This window comes from Tenacibaculum sp. M341 (genome assembly GCF_004337695.1).
Taxonomy (GTDB): domain Bacteria; phylum Bacteroidota; class Bacteroidia; order Flavobacteriales; family Flavobacteriaceae; genus Polaribacter.
On record NZ_SJXJ01000003.1, the window covers coordinates 344,639 to 366,767 of the forward strand.

Genomic DNA, 22,129 nt, shown 5'->3' on the forward strand with positions numbered 1-22,129 from the left:
AAACGTAGCGTTTAAAAAGACACTTACTTTTCGGATTAACACAGAGCCTGATTTTTATATTTTGTTTTTATTTTTCGATAAAGTCTAATCCTGGTATAAATAACTCTTTGTGTTTATAATTAGTGAAAAAAGGAGTAAGAGTTTTGTTTATAGCAGAGATATATTCATAATCGATGACGTCTATATTTTGTCGAAAAGCAAAATAGAAACTACGGAATCCTAAATAATATCTTGAGTCATTTTGTTTTAAATTAGTTTGATTTTCAGTCAAAAAATCGATCAACTCTAATTGATCATTAACTTCTTTCGCTAAAAAATTCTCTTTACAATATTTAAATTCATCATCAGTATATTTCAAGTCAAAAACTATTTTTTTAGCTGCATTATAGAATGGAGTTGTTAATACTTTATTCATTGTCGGATTGTTGATTTCAAAATCAGGAAGTTCACAAAAATCAGCGTAAGGAGAAATTAAATTCAATTTATAAAGTATCAAATCATCACCTTTTTCTCTAATTATTTCTTGTTCTTTTTTTAATATCTCTCTGAGACTGAAAGAGCCTAAATTATCTTTAATTAATTTAGTTCCTAACATTTTTGCTCCAGAAATTATCAAGCTACCAATATCAACCATTTATTTCTTTATTGTTTTTATTAATGTACTACAATGTAGGGCTAAACACAATTCTGTTTATTCCCATTATATTGTTTATATTTTGTTATAAAAAAATAAAAAGGAATAGGAAGTTTAACTACTTATTTCTTAATCTTTTTTACGTGAATTCGATGTAATTTTACCTTTACCGACTTGTAAATAAAGAAGTCTTTGCGAAGAAGTAAAACGGATGAAGCAATCTTTGTTTTTAAAACGAGATTTTAGTTATTAAACTAACAGATTACTTCTTCACTTCACTATGTTTCGTTCATCGTAATGACGTAATTCATTAATTTACATGTTTAAATTGCATTCTTAAATCGAACTCACGATAAATTTATAAAATAATAATAGTAGCACAATGTTTTTGATATTTAATTTTTAAGGAATAATATCTCTTTGTTGAGTTATTTTAATATTAAACAAATAAGACAAATTAAACATTTTAACACAGTAGTAACATGAACAGATTGCAGTAAAAAGAGTGAAAAGTCATTGCTTTAAATACCTCAAAATCGCTTTTTGAGTATGAAAAACTGCAATAGTAACAGTAAAAAGTAGCGAATTATAGCGATTAAAAAAGAAGCTTAGCTTTTATTTTTTGCAAAGTTGCGGTTATACAAGAGCAAAGTTGCGTTTGGTTGGTTGCAGCTTTGCAGTTGGTTAGGTGCAAAGCTTCGGTTACACAAGAGCAAAGCTGCAAAAAAAAATTGCAGCAGCAGCATTTTTGACAAAAAAGCACAAAAAAACCTCAAAAATACCAATGCATTTTTGAGGTTGTACGTTTTAAAAAATGATAAAACCAGTTACACTAATTTATAATCAACGTTTTTTAATAATTGTTTTAAACGTTTATCGGGTCTAAAATTGATATGCGATTTGTTAATTAATCGAATGCTAACTTCATCTTTAGTAACCACTCCTGATGAATTTATACCAATTTTAAAAGTACCTAACGTATCTAGTTTTATAATTTTTCCTTGTGCTAATTCATCTAAAATATTGTGTACTAATGATAGTACTACGGCATAACAATCTGCTTCTCTAACTGTACTTTGGTTAGAAATTAAATAAGCTAAACGTTCTAAATCGGTGACACCACTTCCTACAGCATGCAAGTAATGTTTTTTAGGTGCGGTAATGTCTTGCGGATTGATCTTTTGAATTCTTTTTACATTAATCATAATTTTTTTGTTTTGTGTAGTAAAGCTATGGCTACTACGGGTGATACTTTTTTCTCTTTAGCTATTTTTTAATAGTATAGCTTGTGAGTCAAAAATAGTATTTAATGTAGTTTTAAGGTGTTAATGCATTGGCTAGTATCTGTAGTTGCAGTAAAAAGTGGGGGGTGTTGTGTGAGAGTATAAGTTAGAAATATGATTGAATATTAATAGTTGTCACTTTGAAGAGGTTTTGATAAGAATAAGGAGGTATGAAAAACAGTTTTCTAATTATTAAAAAATAGGGGGTCATAATATTCTTTATCTTTCATGTATGAACACATTTTAAATTGACTTTTATTTATAGTTCCGATATAAATATTTGAATAAAAAACATTATTGAAACTTTTAATTTTCAACCTCATTTGAGTCTTAAATTCACCTTTGTATTTTATTATTTTAAATTTCAAATATTTCTTAGGTTTTATAGTCAAAATTCTATTTGTTTGGATAGTACACCAATCACCTAAATTGGCGAATTCTATAGGTTTCCAATTTCCGTTTTCATTTTTAGCTTCTTGAATAGCATAAACATTATTCATTGTAACATCAATGAATGCATTTTCATTCATCGGGTTATAAATATACACTAATCGTGCGGCTAATTTTACTGTGTTCTTTTGGTTTTTATTGGAACTTGTGTAGGGTGAACAACCTACTAATTTGTGCCATTTTTTTTCAATATTTATATTAGCAGATGTATCAACAATAATGTTTAAGCAATTGTTTGTGTATTTATTAGTTTTTAAATCATAAAGATTACTTCTGTTTATTTCAGATTCGTTAATTATTTCATTATGATTTTTGATCATTTCTAACGAGGAATATTCAATTGATTCTTTTTTTTCAGATGTTTTGCTATTAGGAACATTAAATAATGAACTTGAATAACAATCATTGGAAAGGTAAAATCTAGTAAAGGCTTTTTTTGTTTTACAGGAAACAATAATAATTAAAACTATTAAGAATATTAATTTATTCATTTATGGTAAATCTGAATTTGTACTAACCATTGATTAAACACAATTGTGTTTTTTAGGTTATACAGCTAAAATTATTTTTTAGAAATAATAAATAGAGTAAGATATATTTGCTGTTTTTCTTTTTTTTTGATGTGTAAACTTATGAACAAAATAAGATAACTAATTAATTTCCAATTCGTCTAATGTGTTCGAAATAGTCACCATTGTTACCCACAGTTATTGTGATAATATAGGGTCATTAGGATCTTCAGTTGTACAATTTACAAAACTAAAATCACCAGATTCAGAAAAGTTTCTAATTAAGCAAACGTATCCAAATTCTACAAAGGTAGTTTCATTTTCAACTACTATTTTATATTTATAAGTTCCAAAGCTCAATTCTGAGTTGTCTGATTGGTTTACGCCTAGAAATGGATTGTTTTCGTAATTCGTAGTCTCATAAACAATATTATCGTCTATATCATAAATGATTACAGAATGATTTGTATAAAATTCTATGTTTTGGATTTTAAAAGAGTCATTAATTCCGTCTCCATTCGGTGTAAAAGCTCCACTAGGAATAATTTCACCTATAGTTTGGTCGAGATTATCGATGTTTGAATTCGAGAAAGGATTTTCTCCACAACATAAAAAAGTATCTAATTTAGGTTCTTGTTCGGTTTTGTCACTACAACTAAAGATTTGAAACATTAGTAAAATGCTTGAAAATAATAGTATTGTTCTGTTTTTCATTTGGGGTTTGTTTAATGATGGGTAATGGTATAACTAGGTTATATATGGAATTTAGGTTTTGTTATACGTAGTTTATTTCTTTTCTTGATTCCAATATGTTTTTTTATTTCTTTTTTGATTGTAATAGCCGACAAATATTAATGAAATAGGGAAAAAGAGAATTATTAATATCCATTTAAAAGGGCTCAAAGCATGTTTTGCTTTTAGTTTTGGAATTTGATGATTATTCTTTTGCTGTTTTCTGTTTTTTTTAATTTCAATCTCTTTTTTAATATTTTCATATTTAGTTGAGTTTTCTGTTCTTCTTTTTAGTAATTCTATTGCTGCTAATCTTGCTTGCTCAACATATTTTTTGGGGTTAGAAATTATATTTTCCAATTCAGTGTTGGTCTTATCTTGAAATTTTTTTAGGAATTTATTTTCATTCATAATACCATAAAATAGTTTTCATTAGTCTGCTTAAAAGTAGTTTTTTAATCATTAATAATCAGTTGATTATTTTTTTCTTTAGTCTTAATTAATAAATTTAATATATAGGGAATTGTATATAACGTTTTGGTTAACCTGAGTTTTAATGTGTTTTTAGATGTTGTTAACCAGTGTTTTATTCAGTTTTTATTAGTTTATGAAAATCTGTTTCTTTGTAGATGTCAGATATAGATTTGTTAAAACTCTTTTTTAGATGCTTGTCAACTAGGTTATTATAACATTCCATTTCTGACCTTAAAATACACCCCATTGAATAGTATTCAATCTTATAATTCGATTTCATAATTTTATCCATTCCGATAATAGAACCTAAGCCGAAATCAAAGTATTTTAATTCATCTTTTTTCAAGTCAATATAGAATCGATTTTCCATTTTTTCACAAGTTTCTAATTCATAATATTCAGTAAGTCTATTTTGTTTTTGTAAAGTTTTATAATATTCAGTCCATAAGAGTAAATTTAAAACTAAACAAATTCCAAATGCGCCAATCATTAATTTTGTCAAAAAATTGCGCCAATCTTTTGCAAGTAAATAAAGTCCAAAACTAATTAGCCCTATAAAAAATAAAACTTTTGAAATGTCTAATTCTATTTTTACATTGAACCAATATTGCATTTTAACTGAATTAAAAATCAATAAAGAAAATGCGATAATTGATAAAGTGAGAAGTATGTATTTTGTTTTAGTTTTCAATTTATGTTAAATTATTTTTGAATAATCAAAGTAATTCATAAGTATCCGTGTAAGGGTTATATTTGGCAAAAGATTTTTTAATCAATCTTTTCCAGACTTTATCTGCATCAGGTTTTCTCCATTCTCCTGCTATTAGTTGTTGTTTATTAGAACTGGAAATAATTTTTTTATCCTTGTATAGTTTTTTTACTTCTAGTATTAATGCTTCAGGGATTCCTTTCTTTCTATGTCTATTATTGCTAGCAAACATGTCTGTTACTTTGATTAAATTTGTATTAATAAAAGCAATCTTAAAATCAAACCAGTCATCTTCTTCATCATCAATCATAAATGTTTGGAATTCTTGTTTTTTTATTCCTTCATCAGTAATGAAATTTCTAATCTTATATTCTAAAGGAATATTATTGCCATATATATCAGTAGATGAAAGTTTATATTTCAATTTCTTTGATTATAATATTATATACCATTGTATTTATTTTAGTTATAGTGTAGCTTTTTTACAATTACTTATACCTACTTCTTTAAAGCATCATTTATACGATCAGTAAATTCCACTTTTTTGTCTACATGCAAAGCAATATTCCTATACTTTCGTTTAATTCCGTACAATCCAGTTAATTCATTTTCTTGTTTTAATCGGATAATAACATTGTGTCCTTCCAATTCACCTAAAAACGATAGTTTACGAGTTGCTGAATCCTCTTCAATATCTTTTGACGAAATTTCAATGCTATCGATAGTATTGATGTCAATGATTGTTTCATTCATAATACCGTATCGAAGCAATAGTTTGTTGTTTTCAATAGCAATCGGTCTTTTAGAAAGTGATTTTAAGAATCCGAGTAATTGAATTCCAGAATAAACACTTAAAAAAGTTAAAATCCAAGCTACGGTAACACTCCATTTTTCAAGAAAAATATGCAGAGTAACAGTTTCAATGGCAATAATAAAAATAATAGCAATTAATAGGGCTACAGTTCCGCTCTCTTTATGATAAGAGAATTCATTCTCATGTAGTTTTCTCTTTTTCCAGTAAATAAAACCATAATAAAAAACGGCAATTTCAGTAACTAGAGGAATAACCACACTTTTAGGAAGTATTTCATAACACGTGTTTTTTAAAGCCGAAAAAAAGTCAATTTTTTCGTTTTTATTAAGTTGATAACGCTTCACAGCATTACGGACTTTGTAAATTATATAAGATACGATTGAGAGTTCAACTATAGGAAATACCCAAGTTTTAAAAAGGTTGAGGAAATATTGATTCTCTGATGGAAGTATTAATGAACAAATGACCATTCCGATAATTAAAAAAGGAACAACAGTTGTTTTAGGTACACTTGTTTTTCTGATCAACAAAAAGTAAACAATAGGAACTGTTAATAATAAATCGAATGTAATTCCAATTGATAATGTATTGGTGTTTGTTATGAAAGCCGATGATTTCGAAAGCGCTATCATCATTGCTATCATCAAAAGTGGGATTCCAAATATGATTAAATTTCTCTGAAAGTTTAATGTTTTGTTCATTACTTATATATAATTTTATGTGAATGAAGAGTGAGCATTTTTTCTTTAGGAAAGATAATTAATAAGATTGAATTACAGCTGAAGAAAATCAGTTTGAATCATTTTAATTCATCTTCAAATTCGTTAAAACTCTCGTGTAATCCGTTTATACTTCTTTTAGTTGCACCATTTTTGAATTCTTTTAAAGTCCATCCAACTTCTCCAAATCCGTAAGTACCGTCAAGTTGATTGGTTACTTGCCACATAACACCTTTAGTATATGATTGTAGAAAATTATTTAACTCTTTGTCACCAATAACTTTTTTTAATTTTTCGGCAACTTCAAAAATATCATCTTCATAATTTTCATCTACATCATCTGCAAAGGCTAAATTTTCTTCAACATCATTAATAATTCCGTACAATTCTTTTAAAAAGAGAAACCTTCCGAACTGCGGAATATTTTCAGTGATCTCACTTAAAGCCCAACCTAATGGACTTTTAGCACCTGAGTTATCCATTTTTTCAAGTAAGTTTTCTAAATCGTTTTTTTGCTCTGCGTTTAATTTATCAACAGCACTCTTGTAGTACTCGGTGTTGTCTGAGTCCTCTATGTATTTTTCAATTAGATTCACTTTGTGTATGTTTAATTTGAAATGTTTTGTTCTCGAATTAATTTATCAGTAGCTTTAGTATAAAAATTATCAGGAGATTCAGGAAAAGCTAATGCGACATTTAATTTTTTCCCATTTTTATAAAAATATATAAAAGTCCAATTTTTATCTCCGTCTAACCAGTCCATATGATTGCTTAATTCTTTACCTAAATAAGTCCCGCAATTTTTTTCGCATATTTGATGAAACTTTATACAAGGATAATTTTTGAAAGAATCTCTTTTACCAACTTCTAAACTATCCCATTCAAAACAATTAATTCTTTCAGAAGAGTTTAATAATTTTGATACAGTAGTTAAATTTATTGACTGAAAATTTTCAAAACAAGAGGTGTTGATTACTCGTTTTGTCATACATGTATTACTGTTACAGCTGCATATAAAATATATGATTCCTAAGAAATAAATTTTGTTCATAATTATTGTTGCTAATTAATAAGGTTGAATTTGAGTTGAGGAAATTTAGTGATAACTAATTATGAATTTTGCTACTTGTAATTTATTCTACTTTATTTCTATTGATACTATATAAATCAAAATTTTCGTGATCCAAAAACTTTTCAAACCCATTACTATTGATAAAATCAATTTCAGAGGAGTAAATTGGATAAAGTCCAGATATATTTATTTTATAATTCAAACCAATATCAATATCTAAATAATCTTCACTTTCAAGAATTGATGGTGCAAAAATTGTAAAAGCAGACATTTCAGAATCATTGGATATTTTTTCTCCAAAGTTAATTGTATCTCCATAACAAAATGGAGTCTCACCTCTTAATTTATTAGCAATATAACCAACAACTAAAGCCCAGTCGGTTTTTTCTGAGTTAACAGTAATTATTAATTCGCCTCTTTTATTTTTTAACCATTCATCATGTTTTTCAAGAGAGAGTCCATAAGTAACTCCAGTAATCATCCCTTTTTCAGGAATATCTTTGTAAATTATAGAAGTAACACCACTAAGTTTAGGGTTTGTTGAATCAAACATGTTGAATTCAGGTTCAACAATAAAAATATCGTCTAGATGTTTCAAATATCTTTCAAATGGAGTTTTTTTATTCATTTTTCATGTTAGATTTTAATTGGTTATAGTCAAAGTTTAACACTGTTTTATTTAATATTGGTTACTTTCTTTCATCAATTTGTTGAAGGCAACAGTCAACAGTTTTGACAATCTTTCATTTTCAGCTTTTACTACAGGTAACAATATTTTGTAAAAGTGTCTATTTTGTTTATTGCCAGGGTGAGGTCCGTCAAATATGAATCTAAAAACACTTTTTATTTCTGAATCAGATTTTTTTGCCAGTGCTATACAAGATGGTTTAGGGTTGTAAAATAAATGTAGTCCAAAACCAAATCCTGCCCTTATTTTATCAGCTTGCCAATAACCATCAATACAAATGTTAACATATTTATTATAATATATGTTTGCTGGAATTGAGGTTAATTGACTGAAAAATCCAATATGTGAGTCTGAATTTACATAAGATTTAACTTTTCGAGGGATTTTTGAATGATATAGAGGTGCTGGTTTTTCGTTAAAACCGAAAATAGAATCCATAACAGCATACGAGCTAGGAAATGCACAAAAGAACTTCCTTTCCCATTTGTCTTTATTTTCAGTTTTTTCCGACATTGCTTTAACTACAAATTGATGTATTGAATCTGCTTGAACTTGAATTGATTCAAAGGTGTAGTCTTTAAAATAATTTTCAGTTTGAGCAGTACATAAATTTGTTGTCAAAAAAATCCAAAGAAATGCAAAGTATGTTTTTAAGTTTTTTATTTTCAAGACAATTTACAATGTTCTTTGTTTGAAATATACAAAAAAACACATCAACTTTTTTGAGAGAAAAAGAATTTTAAAAACTAGACAGAAGCTCTAGTGGTAACAGGATATAACTTTTCTTTCTGTAGTAAATATTCATTAAAAACAGTAACTAAAGTATCTTCGTATTCACTTTTCAAAATATGACTGTTTTTTGTTTGCATAAATTTTTCAATAACAATGCTTGCTTTATTACAACAAAAAATAGCATTTGAAATACCATGAGAAGAAATAGGATCAAAAGCAATAGCAGCATCACCCACAGCTAGCCAATTTTTACCAGTAATATGTAAGGGTTTAGAAGAGTTTGCTTTTTTACCTATTATTTTAAAGTTTCCTTGAGTAGGTAAATGAGCCTTTAAAACAAGTGTGTTAGCTAACAACTGTCTCCAATTTTCAAAAGATTTAAAAAGCGAAAACTGAAAGTTCGATTTAGAAGTATACAAGGTAATAATTCGAGTAGTTTCATTTAAATCAGAAACCGTACCCCAACCATCGTCAAAGCTTTCTGTGAAAAATCCATACTTTAAATGACTATTATTTCTAGGAACATAACAAATAAAAGCAAATGTGTGATCGTAATCAATAGAAGGAATGTCTAAAAATTTTAATAAACCTCTATTTCTACCAGTAGCATCCACTATTAAATTACTCTCTATAGTTACTTTCTTAGTATAGATAGATACTAAGTTGTTGTTGAAGTTGATATCATCAATAGCATTGTATGGAAGAATATTTTCTGTAATAGAAGTTGCTAACTGTTGTAAAAGTACTTGTTTGTTTAATTTAAATCCATATTTAAAAGAACGGTAACTAAAAAAACTCTGATCTGTAATTTTTTCATCATTCCATTTAGATTGATATCCATACGTTTTAGAAGCATTTTTTTCAAAAAGGTCTAATAAGTTTAACTGCGCTAATAACGGAAGCGTAGTAGGAGGTAGGGTTTCAGCCAAAGGCGTACTGTTTTTAGTGCCTTTGTCTAAAACAACAGAACTAATTCCTTTTTGCTTTAGTAAAAAACTTAAAAGGATTCCTGAGATTCCTTTCCCTATAATTGCTACATCTGTTTTCATAAGAATCTCAGGAATTTAAAATTATTTGAATACTAAGTAAAATGCAGATGAAGACTCTACACCACCACATTTATCAATATAGTTGATTTCAATATTTACAAAAGAATTAATGTATGCTTCTAAGAATTCAGAAATATCAATAGGATTTGTAGGAGTAATTTTACCACTACAATTATCACTAAAATCGACTGTTACTGCTAGTTTTCCGTTTACATTTAACTCTAAAACATCATCTACATATACATCACCAGTTCCATCTTCATTAGAGGCTAAATATGCTTTTTTACCAGCAGGAATCCATATCATTTCTCTGGTATTTGAGTAAAATATATTCGGAGGATTGGTAGACACTTGTTGATTCGTATATGCCTTTCCTAAAAATACCGACATATTATCTTTTACATCTTTACTTTCTGTAGATACATATACCGTTTCTGGTACTCCATTTACATTTGATTTTCTTGCAGCAACCACACCAATATCTTTCCATTTATACACCATGTTTATCAAACCGTTCATATAGCCACCTTCAGCATGGTAACCAACATAACCTGTATCTGTAGTCATTAACCAAGGCGATCTGTTAGCATATAAATATTCAACTGTATTAGGTGTTAATTTCGCATTGCGCATAGCAACTAAACTTTCTTCTGTAAGTACATCTACAGGTAAGTTTGCAGCCCACCAAGCAGGAATTGGATATTGACTGTCTAAGAATACTTTTTGACAGCTTCCCGCATCAGATTGCCATGGAATTCCCATCCATTTCGTTAAATCACCTGGTGTACTTTTCCATAACCAATCTTTAGTATTGTTTGGTTTGATAGAATCCGCAACATCATCAGAATTCATTTGAAAACCAAAGTCGTTGTAAAAAATTTCAGCTTGTTCTTCTTTAGTAGCGGCATTCACTCTAATTTCTCTAAGTCCAAAAAGAGAGTTGTCATCGCTTACTTTTGCATACACTTCTTTATTCTCTTTATACATTTCTTTATGCCTCATTGGCCATGTAAGCTCTACACCTGGGTGAAAACCACCTCCGTATAAAGTTTCTAATACAGCTCTAGTCATTAAGAGAGCTTCTTTAGTCGGATCATTAGCAGCTTTTATAAAATGATCTCGGTAATATTTACCGATAGCTTCCATGCTTGTGAAATCTTCATCAGCTTCTAAAGAATAAAAATTTCCATCTCTCCACTTTCTTAATTCATTATATAAAATAGGAGGAATGGCAAACCATTGTGCCGGACTACCAGGATAGTTGATTCCATCACCAGGATAAAAAGGATATTTAATTTCTTCGTTACCGCTTCCTATATTGGTAATATCTGTAACGCTTTTACTAGGAATAATAGGTTCATTATTATAGTTGTATAACGGATCTCTAAATGAATTGAATATTTTTTCTCTTAAAGGCTTAGCTTCATCAGAATTACTAAACAATAATTTAAAATCTCCTTTAGCTATAATTTGATCAATAGTTTCTCTGAAAGAAGGAGATAAAAAATCACTTAAATTCACCCATTGCATTCTGTATAATCTGTATAATATTGGAAAAATAGCACTGAAATCTGTTTTTTCAGAACTCTCATCAATATGAATACCACAAATAAGATCGTACATAGTAGCTAAAGGCTGAATTTGAGGCGCGTAATCTGGCGGAGCAGTAGCAATCCATGCAGCTGATTCAGCATCGTTTAGTTCGTAAATAGTATTACCAATGGTAACTCTCGCAGTTACCCTACCATCACAAATATCATCGTACCAATTTGAATTATCGGCAAAATCAGTATTCAAATCAGAAGGGTTTAAGGCCGCAGAAATTCCATCAGCTGGATAAAAAATTAAAGTTCCTTCATCGTGCTCAATCGTTCCTAAGTTTACATCTTTTACATTTGTTTTCATGGCAGTAGCAATACGACTGTTGTTTGCTTCTGTTTGAGGAAAAGGAAACTTTCCACCAGTCATTTGTCTTTTGTTAGTTTCGCTTACGCTAACTAATTTCGGACTGTTTACCAATTCTCTTCTAAAGTCAGTATCGCCTGTATTAATTAATTTCTGATTTAAAACATTTGGGTTTCTTCTTGAAGTACTAATACCTGGAGCAATTTCTTTAGCAAAAAAGTTTGGACTCAAGTTTTCGTTTTTAGATTTAACTGATAAATCTAAGCTGTTATTAAAGTCGTACCAAAAAGGTTTTTTATTGGCAACTTCAACAGACCATTCTATGTTACAAGTGCTAGGATCTAGTTTTTTTACAGGCACACCATTATCATCACATTCGTAAATATAAAATCGTTGTGCTTGCTTTTTTAAAGCTCCGTCTTTAGTACGAAACTCAAGTTGTTCGTCATATAAGTTTTTCCAAGGAATTTCAGGAGTAAAAACAACTTCTTCTTTGGTTGCAGGTCCATTTCCTAGTCTGGCAATACCAATTGATGGGTAAATACGTAGTTTCATGGTAGTATAAGTTTTAATTAGATTATATCCTACTCATAAAATTATTGATAAATGAAACCAGCATTTTTTTAAATTTCTTAAAAGCGCTTTTTTTAGGCATAAGCGCAACTAAAAAACACCTAAAATAACTTTTAAGTGTTTTTGGCAATGTTTGTTTTAAGCAAAGCTTTGTATTTTCATTTTGCTGAATACTCTTAAAACGATTATAGTGGCAACAATTGCAAAGAGCATAGAGAGTATAAAAGGAGCTCCTAAAAAAGATGAGCTATCATTTGTTTTGAAAAATGAAAATGTTTGTGTCATAATTAAAGGACCAACCATTAAAGAGATTCCATTGATAGAAGTAATTACGCCCATTAGCTCTCCTTGTTTATGATAGGGTAAAAAGGAAGACATAATTGCTTGTAAACAAGGTTTCATTAAAGCACCCAAACTTCCGAATACAATGATGATATATACAAACCAATCAATTGATACCGTTGCATAAGCAAAAAAAGCGGGAATGATAAATGAAGCACCCAATAAAAACGTTTTTTGTTCTCCTAGCTTAGGAAGTAAAAAGCGAATCAATACATTTTGAACAAAGAAATTTGTTAAACCAACAAATAATAAAGAACCGCCTATTTGTAAAGCTCCCCAATTAAATTTATCGATCATATAATATGCCCATATAGAGGTGAAAGAATGAAAAGCCAATTGATATAAAAAAGAAGCGCCTAATAATTGTACAGGAAGATTTGTAGCTTTTTTAAGGCTTTTAAAAATACCAAAAGGCGTGAGTTTTTTCCATTGCAGTTGTTCTTTACTCTTTTCTTTTAAGGTTTCAGGTACAAAATAATATACTAATATTAAGTTGATCGTAAATAATAAAGCACCAAGTAAGAGAGGTCCTCTAATACCTACGAATTCTCCAATAATTCCTCCTAAAAACGGACCAACCATTAAACCTAATCCAATTGCAGAGGCAATAATACTAAAGTTAACAGCTCTTTTTTCAGGCGGAGAAATATCAACAATAGCCAAATTTACTGTAGCAATAGTAGCGGATAATACACCTAATAAAAAACGTGATAAAAACAATATTTCCATGTGCATTGTGAATGCCATAACTAAAAAATCGATGGCACTAGCCAGAATAGAAAACAATAAGATTTTTTTTCGTCCATATTTATTGGATAGAGCAGCTATTAATGGACTCATTAAAAATTGTCCTAAAGCATAGCCAAATAATAGATAACCACCCAATATAGCTGCATTGGATAAGTCGGTTTTAGCAATATCCATAATAAGTTGAGGCTTAATAGGAATGATTAAGCTAAACCCCATTATATTTATAAACAGTGTAATAAAAAGTAACAGGAGTATTCGTTTGCTGTTTTTTGACATTTTACTAAGATTTATTTTGTTGATACCATTGTTTCCACCAGCCAGTAAATGCTTGTGTTCTATATTCATCTGCTTGAAAAGGACCTGGGGTATAATATAAAGATTGAACTCCTTTTTGGGTTTCTTCTACCAATACAATATCTTGTTGTAAAGTGGTATCCCATAACCAAGTTAATTCATCTTTAGTACCATTGTAATCTTTGTGTGTAACCCAAAAAACTTCTACTTCAGTTTCATCTACTGTTTTAGGTCTGATGGTGAAAAGAACAATGTAATCTACATAAGCAACGTAAAATAAAAACGGACCAAAACAACCAAAAATAGCTCCGCCTTTCATTCCGTTTAAATTACCTAATGATGGTCCGATTTGTTTACCAGATTGAGTAGCTGTTTCTTTATCTTTTCCTAGTGGCATGGCTACATTAAAATAAAAAAGTCCGCCTTCCGATAGAAAATCAACTTCCTCTGGTGGTGTCCACCCTTGTAATTCCGATTGTTTCCTCCAGTTTAAATCATCATGAATATATAAATCTTCTCTACCTTCTTCAAACTGATTGATAAATCCTTTTACTTCACATAGTTCTGGATGATTTGGAGCACAATGCCAACATTCTAAAAAGTTTTCTGTCCATAATTTCCAGTTGGCATTTACAGTGTAAGTTTTAGTAGCATTTAGTTTGCCGTTTTGAAGTTGAAAGTTGCCTAGTACACGATTCAATTCTTTTAGTTGAGGTATTTGTCTGCTTTTACCATGATAAAAAGTAAGTCCCCCAGCTTCTTCAACAGTTAATTTTTTTAAGCACAATCCTTTTAACAAACTCGATTCATCACCTCTAGCAATTACCAATTCGCCATTTAAATTATATTTCCAAGCATGGTAAGGGCATACAATGGATTTTAAATTGATTCTTTCATTGGAGTTTATATTTTTTTTATCAAGTAAACGCTTACCTCTGTGCCTGCAAGTATTTGCCATTGCTTGATATTCATCTTCTTTATTTTTAGCAACAATAACACTTTCATGGGCTATATCTACAACCGTATAATTTCTTTTTTTATCAAAATAACAAGCAGGTATTGCTAATACAGGTAACGAACGAAAAAGAAAGCGTCTTTCAATATTAAAAATATTAGGATCAGTGTATGAATTTCCTGGTAAGGATTTTGTCGGTGTATGAACAAGAGTATCTAATTGTGTATCCATGTTAGTTTGTTTTTTGTAATAAAAATCTATCTTCATTTAACAATTGTTCAGCTGCGCTTCCGTATAAATTATGCGTAGAAATTTTAGTCAATTTTTCTCTCCAGCTATCCAAGGGAAGCATATCGTAATATGTTTTTATTTGTGCTCTGGCACTTGTAATTAAAACCTCTGGTTCGTTAGGATAATCTTTTAATAATTTTTCAAAAGCTAAACTTGTTTGAGTACCTATTTTACGCATGTTAATGGCATGTGCAGCGTTGCGTAGTTTAAAAACATAAGTGTACACTTCAAAAAATCTTAAATCTTGTTCGTCACATCCTCTTGTTTTAGCCCAATTAATAGCGGCAAGAGCTTCCGTTCTATAAAATTTATTTTTAGCATCGTCATTTCCATTAATACCAAAAAGAATCAAGGCTCTCACCAATGCGTTTAAGCTAGTTAAGTTTTGAAAAGCTCTTAGTCTTAATTCTTCTAAATGCGGAGTTATGATAGATTTATCACCAAGGGCAAGTGCTCTTTTAGCCATATCTAATAATTCAATCGCTGTTTTTGAACTATATTTAGTTTCAGAGAAATGATATAGTGTAGCATCTAATTCCCATAAATCAACAGCAAACATATTTTTTATAACTTCATAAGTACGTCCGTCTTTGAATGAAGGTTTTAGTTTTTTCCAGTTAGTAACCACATATTCCATCCCTTTATTTTGAATGAATTTTGTAACTAAAAAAGCAGCCAGTTTATGTGCTTTGTGATCGCCTTCAATAGGTTCTGCAAAATTAGTTTCCACAGGAGCAATGTGAGAGAAATAAGGATCGTAGCTCCAATCAGATTCTATAATAGCGGCTAAACTTGGTCGGTTCCAATCTGTTTCATCAATATGAATAGCTGTTTGTTTATATTTATATTCGAGTAAAGTAGCTAGGCCTTCATCTAAAAATAAAGCTCTAGACATTAAAGAACAATGGGTGATTTCATGTACTAATAATGATTTGTTTTTGATGCTTTCTGAATTGATTGCGATAAAACCAAAGTTGTTAAACCCAGTAATAGCATGAGTAGGAACATCATCCGCAGTAACTTCTATAATTAATGTTGGAGCAGGAAGATTTAGTGTGTTGCTTACCCAATGTTGACTCTCAATGATTAGTTGAGTGTGTTCTTCTGACAATGGATTTTCCACAGAAAATATATGATCAGACGCTTTGTAAATAGTTTTTAACCCATCTGCTAAATCATAAGCTAAATCTAACCAAGTACCTTGAGCGCCAATATTGGTAATTTCTTCAGCAATATCTCTAGCAGTATCCCATTGTTTGTTAGCAGAAGCTTCGCATAACAGTGTAAATAATTCTTCTGGTTTTTGTATTGAGTTTAGTGTATTCATGATTTATTTATTTTTGAAGTCCTACTAAAAAGCTGATTAAATAGTTTTCTTCCAGTCCGTCTATTTTGATTAATTGATTCATATCATAATCAAGAGCACCGCCCCAGGTAAGTCCGTTCAAATCCATATCTGCACAAGCCAAACCAAGTTGTTGAATTATTCCACCTGCCTCAATAAGAGAAAATCGATAGCCTAAAGGACCGTATTTATTAACACTTCGATTAAAAATTCCAGAAAGGACAATGACAGCTCCGCATTGTATTTTAGTAGCATCTAATTGAAAAGCATGTGCTACTTTTTTATGTTTAATGTTGCTGTCTACTAATGTGATAGAGTGGTTTCTAGGATCATAGTTGTAACTATCCCATTCAGTAAAATTGTTATTAGGAATAAGTGCATAAATCTCTACAGGAAATAAGGCACCAGCTGAAGCATAAGTACGTCTTTTTATGATTGCTTTTTCATTGAATTTAGATTGTCCAGATCTTGTAACTCTTAAACTTGATAGTAAATTAGAGATTGTTTGTTTTGATAATGGTTCTTTTTTAAACACCATGTTAGATGAACGCTTTTGTATAACATCATCAAAAGAATGGGTATATGTTGATGGTGTAGGAAGCTTTTCTTCAGATTCAAATACATATTTTTTCTTGTTTTTTGAATCTAAATAGATTTGAGTAACATTTGTTAAATGATGAGAAATAGATTTAGCTAAAAATGGTTTCCATACGGTGGTCATTTTAGAATTTTCATGAAATATTTCTACCAAATCTCTAAACGTTTGCTTTTGATCAAAATCTAAAGACTGTTCATTTTTATGTAAATAATATGCTAGGTTTTTTGAGCGCATCTTAGGTGTTTTAATAGGTTATAATTTTTTTGAAAAAAGGTTGATTGAATTTTAGCCTACGGAAAAGGATGAATGTCAGTATTAATAGGTGTATTAATGTCTTTTTTAATATGATTTAAAAATTCTTCAAACCTTCTTCTGTCAAGCGGAACCCTATTATAACCACACCACATTGGTTGTAAGCTTGGAATCACCACTTTATTTACATGTAAGCCTAAGCTTTTAATATCACTAGGAGTGTTGTTTACTAAAAAAGAACTATGTCCTAGTTTAAAAAGTTTATTAATAACATAGCTGGCTTCTTCTTCCTGGTTTTCAAATGATAATTCTTCAGCATCAAATAGAGTAGAGGTTTCTTTACCAGTCCATAAAAAAGCAGCTTTGTTTTCATTTTCTCTGTTTAGGTAATATTTTACATGATCAGAGAATTGTTGTACATCTTCTTCTTTAATAGCAGTGGGTCTGTGTCTCATTTCTTGACACCAGTTAAGGGTGTGAAAACATTCAATTACCGCTTTTTCTAAAGCTTTTTTAGGACTGATATTAGCTGAGGCTCCCAAAGCAATACCAGGTTTTCCTTTTTGGCGTGCAATAGTTAAAATAGTTGGAACTCCTAAATCAGAAGTAATATCACCAATAAAAAGTTCTACACCAGAAAAGGTTAGTAGTTTTTGTAGTGAATTGGAAGCGTGTTTAATTGCTTGTTCTATAGGAATTCTTTTTGCTGATTGTTTTGCTGCCCAGTGTAAAGAATACGAATCTCTTTCAATAACCTCATAAATACCACCACAAATAGTCCAAGCTTTTGTAGGGCCACATGCTAAGCCTGTACTGTAAGAATCTGTAATGTATTCAGATTCATGTTTGTGTTTGTATGCGAAATAAGCCAAAGAAGCAGGAAAGTAAAATTCTTTTTGCTGATTTAAAGATTGTGCTTTTACCCAACCAATTTCTGTTTCAGGATTGTGAGCATTGTATTTAAAATCGGCTTCTTTGTATTGATCTGGAGAAAACAAAACAAAGTCGTTAGGAGAAACAAATGTACCTTCTTCTAAATTGTTAGAGGTACTCCATAGAATGGTTTCAGGATCATAAATGGCACCTGCATAACGTTCAATGCCTTCTCCAACAGCAGACCATATAGCAGTTTCTCTATCTAAAGCAGCACCTGCAGATTTTCTTTCCATAGAGTAATTTTCTCTGTTGGCTGGAGCAATAATAAAGGGATCTTGAAATTCGGTTACTGCAATAAAAATGTTTGGCTCATCTGGAGATATTGGAGCTTCTTTAATAAATCGAATAATTCCAAAATCTACATCGAGTACTTTATCCAATAATTGTTTTAAATTGTTATCCATTGCTCGTGTAATTAATTGGTTTCATTAATCAGATCGTGTAAATTCTTTGAAGGTGAATGAGATTCACTTCCGCAGACTTTACAGCGAGGTAATTTTAATACAGAAGAATGTTTTACGTTTAAAGTAAGTGGGTCTATGGTAATGATATTAGAAGTACCTAATAAATCAAAGTCTCCTCTTAAAATTAGTATGATTTGTCTTATGATGATAGAGGCAGCTAAACTATCTAAAACAGGTCCTCCTTCATAATTAGGAAAACTAGTAGCTTCAGTATTTAAATAAGTATTCATTTCATTCGGAAAAAGGCTAGAGCCCAGTTCTCTTTGGTAAGCACATTCTAAACAAGCACTTTCATTTGGTAAAAGAAGAGGTCCAATTCTAAATTTACCACCAGTCCATCTAAAAAATATTGTGAATTGATTGTCGTTTACCGACTTTTTATTTTCTGCTCTTAAAAATTCATGATTATCTTGATCAGCAATGACAACTTTTAAAGAGTTTGGATTATTAGCTTTATTGATTTTTATGTTGGTTGCTGCTAAAGACTCTCGAAGTATTTCTGATAATTTTCCTTCTCCAGTAACAAAAACAGATCTAGGAAGCTTTGATTCTTTATACTTAATTTCTTTATTTTTATTTAAATCGGCAATTCTTTCAAATTGCGATTTAGAGTAAGCTGAGTCTACTAAAAAACCTTTAGAAATTAATAATTCAATTACTTGGCGCATAATATCTTCATCTACTGGAGTTGATTTTGTATAAGTGCCTTGTAAAAGATTTAAAACATTACTAATATCTTCTACATGATTATCAAACGTAATATGCTCTCCATTAGGTTGACGGATTTGAAGAAGTTCTTTTTCTTTTTTGATCCATTGTATATCAGGGTGTAAAGATAAGTTGTTAATACCTTGTTGCATGATTTTATGAGTTTATTGATTTGAAAATAAAGAGGATGGTTGTTGTAAGTTTCAAAAAGAATCAGTTGGTGTTTATGGCTTGTTGAACAACCTACATCACCATAATTGGTAATAATTGAAAAGGCTTCTTAAAATTGTTTATCGAAGCCTTTTCTTTTTTGCTAGGTTTTATCCACAACAAGATGAACTAGAGCTACATGCGCCAGCTACTAAAGTGTTATCTAAACCTTCTACTACAGCTACTCCTTGTTGAGAAGAGTAAGCGTTGATTGTTTTTGCTTGATTTGTGTTCATAATAAATTGAATTTTGATGTTAATAAATGATTAGATTACAAAAGACTCCAAAGCTTTGCTAAAGAGTCTTTTGGTTAGGTTTTATCCACAACAAGAAGAGCTAGAGCTACATGCACCAGCTACTAAAGTGTTGTCTAAACCTTCTACTACAGCTACTCCTTGTTGAGAAGAGTAAGCGTTGATTGTTTTTGCTTGATTTGTGTTCATAATAAATGAATTTTTAAAGATTAATAAATGATTAGATTTTTTTTAAAAGACTCAGAAGTTTTAAGAGTCTTTTGGTTAGGTTTTATCCACAACAAGATGAACTAGAGCTACATGCACCAGCTACTAAAGTGTTGTCTAAACCTTCTACTACAGCTACTCCTTGTTGAGAAGAGTAAGCATTAATTGTTTTTACTTGAATTGTGTTCATAATAAATTAAATTTTAAATATTTATCTGGTTTCAAAGGTATATGGAGAGTATGTTCTGTGAATAAGTGTATATACTTAATTGTTAGCACTGGTTTGTAAATATTAAAAGAAGGTTTATGATTGGTTTTGAGTTTTTTAGCTTCAAATAGAAATATTGCTAAAAGCCTTGTGTAACGTAGGGTTGAGGCGATTTGTAGGCAAGGACTGTTGTTAGATATTAAACATTTTAACGTTTAATTGTTTTATTTTAACGTTTTCAAATGTATGATTATGAAGAAACTGCCGACTCAAACGAGATATTTAACCTCAATTAAACCGGACTTATGAAAGATGAGATAGACTTATTTTTTAACAACAAAAACATGGCTAAAGGTGTTTCTGAATATGAAAATATTCAAATGACCAATTATTTAGAAACAATAGCGGCTTTTTCTAGAACAACTTATAAAAGTATTTATGTGATAGATTACATACAAAAAGGGTTTGAATATGTGTCGGACAACCCTTTGTTTTTGTGCGGACATACTCCCGAAGAAGTAAGAAAAATGGGATATGCGTTTTTCTTTAAAAATGTTGAAAAAGAAGATTTAAATTTATTATCAAAAATTAATACAATTGGCTTTGAGTTTTATGATAATGTATCAATTGAAGAAAGAAAAAGATACACAATATCATATGATTTTAAGTTGAAGAGAAAGAATGAAAACAAGTATATTTTAATCAACCAGAAATTAACGCCTTTGTTTTTAACACATGATGGAAAAATATGGAAGTCTATCTGTATTGTGTCGTTATCAACAGAAAAAGAATCGGGTAATATTAAAATATATAAAAAAGGTAATAGTAAAATTTTTAAGTACGATTTACAATGTAATGTTTGGAAGACAGAAGAAAAAAAGCAGCTTTCAGATAGAGAGAAAGAGATTTTACAGTTATCAGCTCGTGGATTTACGATTAATGAAATTTCAGAAAAAATATATGTAACCTCAGATACGGTAAAGTTTCACAGGAGAAAAATTTACGATAAGTTAGAAGTTTCTAATATTTCTGAAGCAATAATGTGCGCCATCAATAATAAGCTTATTTAAAAATCAAAATCTTTATAATAGAAAGAGTCAGAAGGCAACTTCTGACTCTTTTTTTGCTATGAAAATAAGAATATACTTTTCAAGAAAAACTAACTGTACATGTCGTTAGAAATATAAAATTCAGGAAAAGCCTTTACCGGTTTGTTAGTGGCAATTTTAAAAATAGTAGTTGCACACATAGCTGCCACAGCATAACAACCAATTGATAATTGAGGCGTAGAGGAAAGTTGTTCCTTTTCTTGTTTATATTTATTCAGAATATCTCCAATCCAAGGTTGACTTTCTTGCCAAAAATCTAAATGTTGATTAGCATACTCTATAATTTCTAGTTCGTTTATTTCTTCAGAGTCGTTAAATATCTTTTCAATATTCATTCCGTCCGGCATAATAACCGTTAATAATCCACCCCACCCGATATTATAAGGATGTAAAACAGGAATGTTATTTTTCTGACAAAAACGATCAAAAACTAAAGGAATATCTGAGCAAAAATCTAGAGCATTTATGGCAACCCCAGTATCATTATTTAGCATAGCTTTTATATTGCTAGGAGTAATAAACTCTTTATAAATTTTAATTTTAGCATTAGAATTTATAGCATGTAGTCTGTTTTTTAAAGCCTCAACTTTAGCAGTATTAATGTCATCCTCTATATAATTTTGTCTGTTTAAATTTGAATTTTCAACGGTATCGCCATCTACAATGGTAATGTTTTCAAAACCTAGTCTAAGAGAACATTCTGCAATTAAACTGCCTATTCCAGCACCACCAATAAATATAGGGTAGTTTTTAATTACTTCTTGTTCTTCATTAGAAATGTAAATGCTGTTTCTAACGTATTTTTCGTTTATTGTGTTCATTCAAAATTATATTTAAGGAGGTATTTATTTGGTTAAATATTA

Annotated in this window: 25 protein-coding genes; 1 reads left to right on the plus strand and 24 read right to left on the minus strand. The window is 29.9% G+C overall.

Annotated elements, in window-relative coordinates; all coding sequences use genetic code 11:
* Positions 1–67: 67 nt before the first annotated feature.
* From EYW44_RS05120 to EYW44_RS22685, 23 genes are all read right to left on the minus strand, one after another.
* Positions 68–634 carry a hypothetical protein gene (locus EYW44_RS05120; protein ID WP_132722601.1) on the minus strand — a complete coding sequence of 189 codons (567 nt, stop codon included), beginning with the start codon at positions 632–634 and terminating at the stop codon, positions 68–70.
* A gap of 827 nt (positions 635–1,461) precedes the next feature.
* Entirely contained in the window at positions 1,462–1,839 is a 378-nt protein-coding gene (locus EYW44_RS05125; RefSeq protein ID WP_132722602.1) for an HU family DNA-binding protein, read from the minus strand.
* A gap of 263 nt (positions 1,840–2,102) precedes the next feature.
* Entirely contained in the window at positions 2,103–2,858 is a 756-nt protein-coding gene (locus EYW44_RS05130; RefSeq protein WP_132722603.1) for a hypothetical protein, read from the minus strand.
* Between the two features lie 216 nt (positions 2,859–3,074).
* Positions 3,075–3,590 (minus strand): gliding motility-associated C-terminal domain-containing protein, encoded by a 516-nt coding sequence (locus EYW44_RS05135; RefSeq protein ID WP_132722604.1) that lies wholly within the window; start codon positions 3,588–3,590, stop codon positions 3,075–3,077.
* Positions 3,591–3,662: 72 nt separating this feature from the next.
* The gene (locus EYW44_RS05140; RefSeq protein ID WP_132722605.1) at positions 3,663–4,019 is read right to left on the minus strand and encodes a hypothetical protein; all 357 of its coding nucleotides are present in this window, start codon (positions 4,017–4,019) and stop codon (positions 3,663–3,665) included.
* Between the two features lie 175 nt (positions 4,020–4,194).
* Complete coding sequence (locus EYW44_RS05145; RefSeq protein ID WP_132722606.1) at positions 4,195–4,773, minus strand: hypothetical protein; 579 nt, start codon at positions 4,771–4,773, stop codon at positions 4,195–4,197.
* 25 nt (positions 4,774–4,798) lie between these two features.
* Complete coding sequence (locus tag EYW44_RS05150; RefSeq protein WP_132722607.1) at positions 4,799–5,215, minus strand: hypothetical protein; 417 nt, start codon at positions 5,213–5,215, stop codon at positions 4,799–4,801.
* 74 nt (positions 5,216–5,289) lie between these two features.
* A complete protein-coding gene (locus EYW44_RS05155; protein WP_132722608.1) occupies positions 5,290–6,306 on the minus strand; it encodes a hypothetical protein in 1,017 nt (338 codons plus the stop codon).
* A 98-nt stretch (positions 6,307–6,404) separates the two neighbouring features.
* Positions 6,405–6,920, minus strand: a complete 516-nt coding sequence (locus tag EYW44_RS05160) for a hypothetical protein (protein ID WP_132722609.1) — start codon at positions 6,918–6,920, stop codon at positions 6,405–6,407.
* Positions 6,921–6,931: 11 nt separating this feature from the next.
* On the minus strand, positions 6,932–7,312 hold the full coding sequence (locus tag EYW44_RS05165) for a hypothetical protein (protein ID WP_132722610.1): 381 nt from the start codon (positions 7,310–7,312) through the stop codon (positions 6,932–6,934).
* A gap of 145 nt (positions 7,313–7,457) precedes the next feature.
* A complete protein-coding gene (locus tag EYW44_RS05170; RefSeq protein WP_132722611.1) occupies positions 7,458–8,024 on the minus strand; it encodes a suppressor of fused domain protein in 567 nt (188 codons plus the stop codon).
* A 51-nt stretch (positions 8,025–8,075) separates the two neighbouring features.
* Positions 8,076–8,705: a hypothetical protein gene (locus EYW44_RS05175; RefSeq protein WP_132722612.1), complete on the minus strand. Its 630-nt coding sequence runs from the start codon at positions 8,703–8,705 to the stop codon at positions 8,076–8,078.
* A gap of 125 nt (positions 8,706–8,830) precedes the next feature.
* Entirely contained in the window at positions 8,831–9,865 is a 1,035-nt protein-coding gene (locus tag EYW44_RS05180; protein WP_132722613.1) for an NAD(P)/FAD-dependent oxidoreductase, read from the minus strand.
* A 21-nt stretch (positions 9,866–9,886) separates the two neighbouring features.
* Positions 9,887–12,325, minus strand: a complete 2,439-nt coding sequence (locus EYW44_RS05185) for a LodA/GoxA family CTQ-dependent oxidase (RefSeq protein ID WP_132722614.1) — start codon at positions 12,323–12,325, stop codon at positions 9,887–9,889.
* A gap of 156 nt (positions 12,326–12,481) precedes the next feature.
* Positions 12,482–13,780 carry an MFS transporter gene (locus EYW44_RS05190; protein WP_132722615.1) on the minus strand — a complete coding sequence of 433 codons (1,299 nt, stop codon included), beginning with the start codon at positions 13,778–13,780 and terminating at the stop codon, positions 12,482–12,484.
* A complete protein-coding gene (locus EYW44_RS05195; protein ID WP_165872160.1) occupies positions 13,716–14,915 on the minus strand; it encodes an aromatic ring-hydroxylating oxygenase subunit alpha in 1,200 nt (399 codons plus the stop codon). Before EYW44_RS05195 ends, EYW44_RS05190 begins: the two co-directional genes overlap by 65 nt.
* A gap of 1 nt (position 14,916) precedes the next feature.
* Positions 14,917–16,302 (minus strand): hypothetical protein, encoded by a 1,386-nt coding sequence (locus tag EYW44_RS05200; RefSeq protein ID WP_132722617.1) that lies wholly within the window; start codon positions 16,300–16,302, stop codon positions 14,917–14,919.
* Positions 16,303–16,309: 7 nt separating this feature from the next.
* Entirely contained in the window at positions 16,310–17,152 is an 843-nt protein-coding gene (locus EYW44_RS05205; RefSeq protein ID WP_132722618.1) for a SagB/ThcOx family dehydrogenase, read from the minus strand.
* 56 nt (positions 17,153–17,208) lie between these two features.
* Positions 17,209–18,510: a YcaO-like family protein gene (locus tag EYW44_RS05210; protein WP_132722619.1), complete on the minus strand. Its 1,302-nt coding sequence runs from the start codon at positions 18,508–18,510 to the stop codon at positions 17,209–17,211.
* Between the two features lie 11 nt (positions 18,511–18,521).
* A complete protein-coding gene (locus EYW44_RS05215; RefSeq protein WP_132722620.1) occupies positions 18,522–19,430 on the minus strand; it encodes a TOMM precursor leader peptide-binding protein in 909 nt (302 codons plus the stop codon).
* Positions 19,431–19,598: 168 nt separating this feature from the next.
* Positions 19,599–19,724 carry a hypothetical protein gene (locus EYW44_RS22675; protein WP_256369365.1) on the minus strand — a complete coding sequence of 42 codons (126 nt, stop codon included), beginning with the start codon at positions 19,722–19,724 and terminating at the stop codon, positions 19,599–19,601.
* Between the two features lie 81 nt (positions 19,725–19,805).
* The gene (locus EYW44_RS22680) at positions 19,806–19,931 is read right to left on the minus strand and encodes a hypothetical protein (protein WP_256369365.1); all 126 of its coding nucleotides are present in this window, start codon (positions 19,929–19,931) and stop codon (positions 19,806–19,808) included.
* Between the two features lie 82 nt (positions 19,932–20,013).
* Positions 20,014–20,139: a hypothetical protein gene (locus tag EYW44_RS22685; RefSeq protein WP_256369366.1), complete on the minus strand. Its 126-nt coding sequence runs from the start codon at positions 20,137–20,139 to the stop codon at positions 20,014–20,016.
* Between the two features lie 323 nt (positions 20,140–20,462).
* Here EYW44_RS22685 and EYW44_RS05220 point away from each other — a divergent pair, with 323 nt between their 5' ends.
* Positions 20,463–21,227, plus strand: coding sequence for a response regulator transcription factor (locus EYW44_RS05220; RefSeq protein ID WP_132722621.1), 765 nt, complete (start codon positions 20,463–20,465; stop codon positions 21,225–21,227).
* Between the two features lie 89 nt (positions 21,228–21,316).
* Here the strand turns inward: EYW44_RS05220 and EYW44_RS05225 are convergent, their stop codons facing one another.
* Positions 21,317–22,087 carry a ThiF family adenylyltransferase gene (locus EYW44_RS05225; protein ID WP_207893750.1) on the minus strand — a complete coding sequence of 257 codons (771 nt, stop codon included), beginning with the start codon at positions 22,085–22,087 and terminating at the stop codon, positions 21,317–21,319.
* Positions 22,088–22,129: the final 42 nt, after the last annotated feature.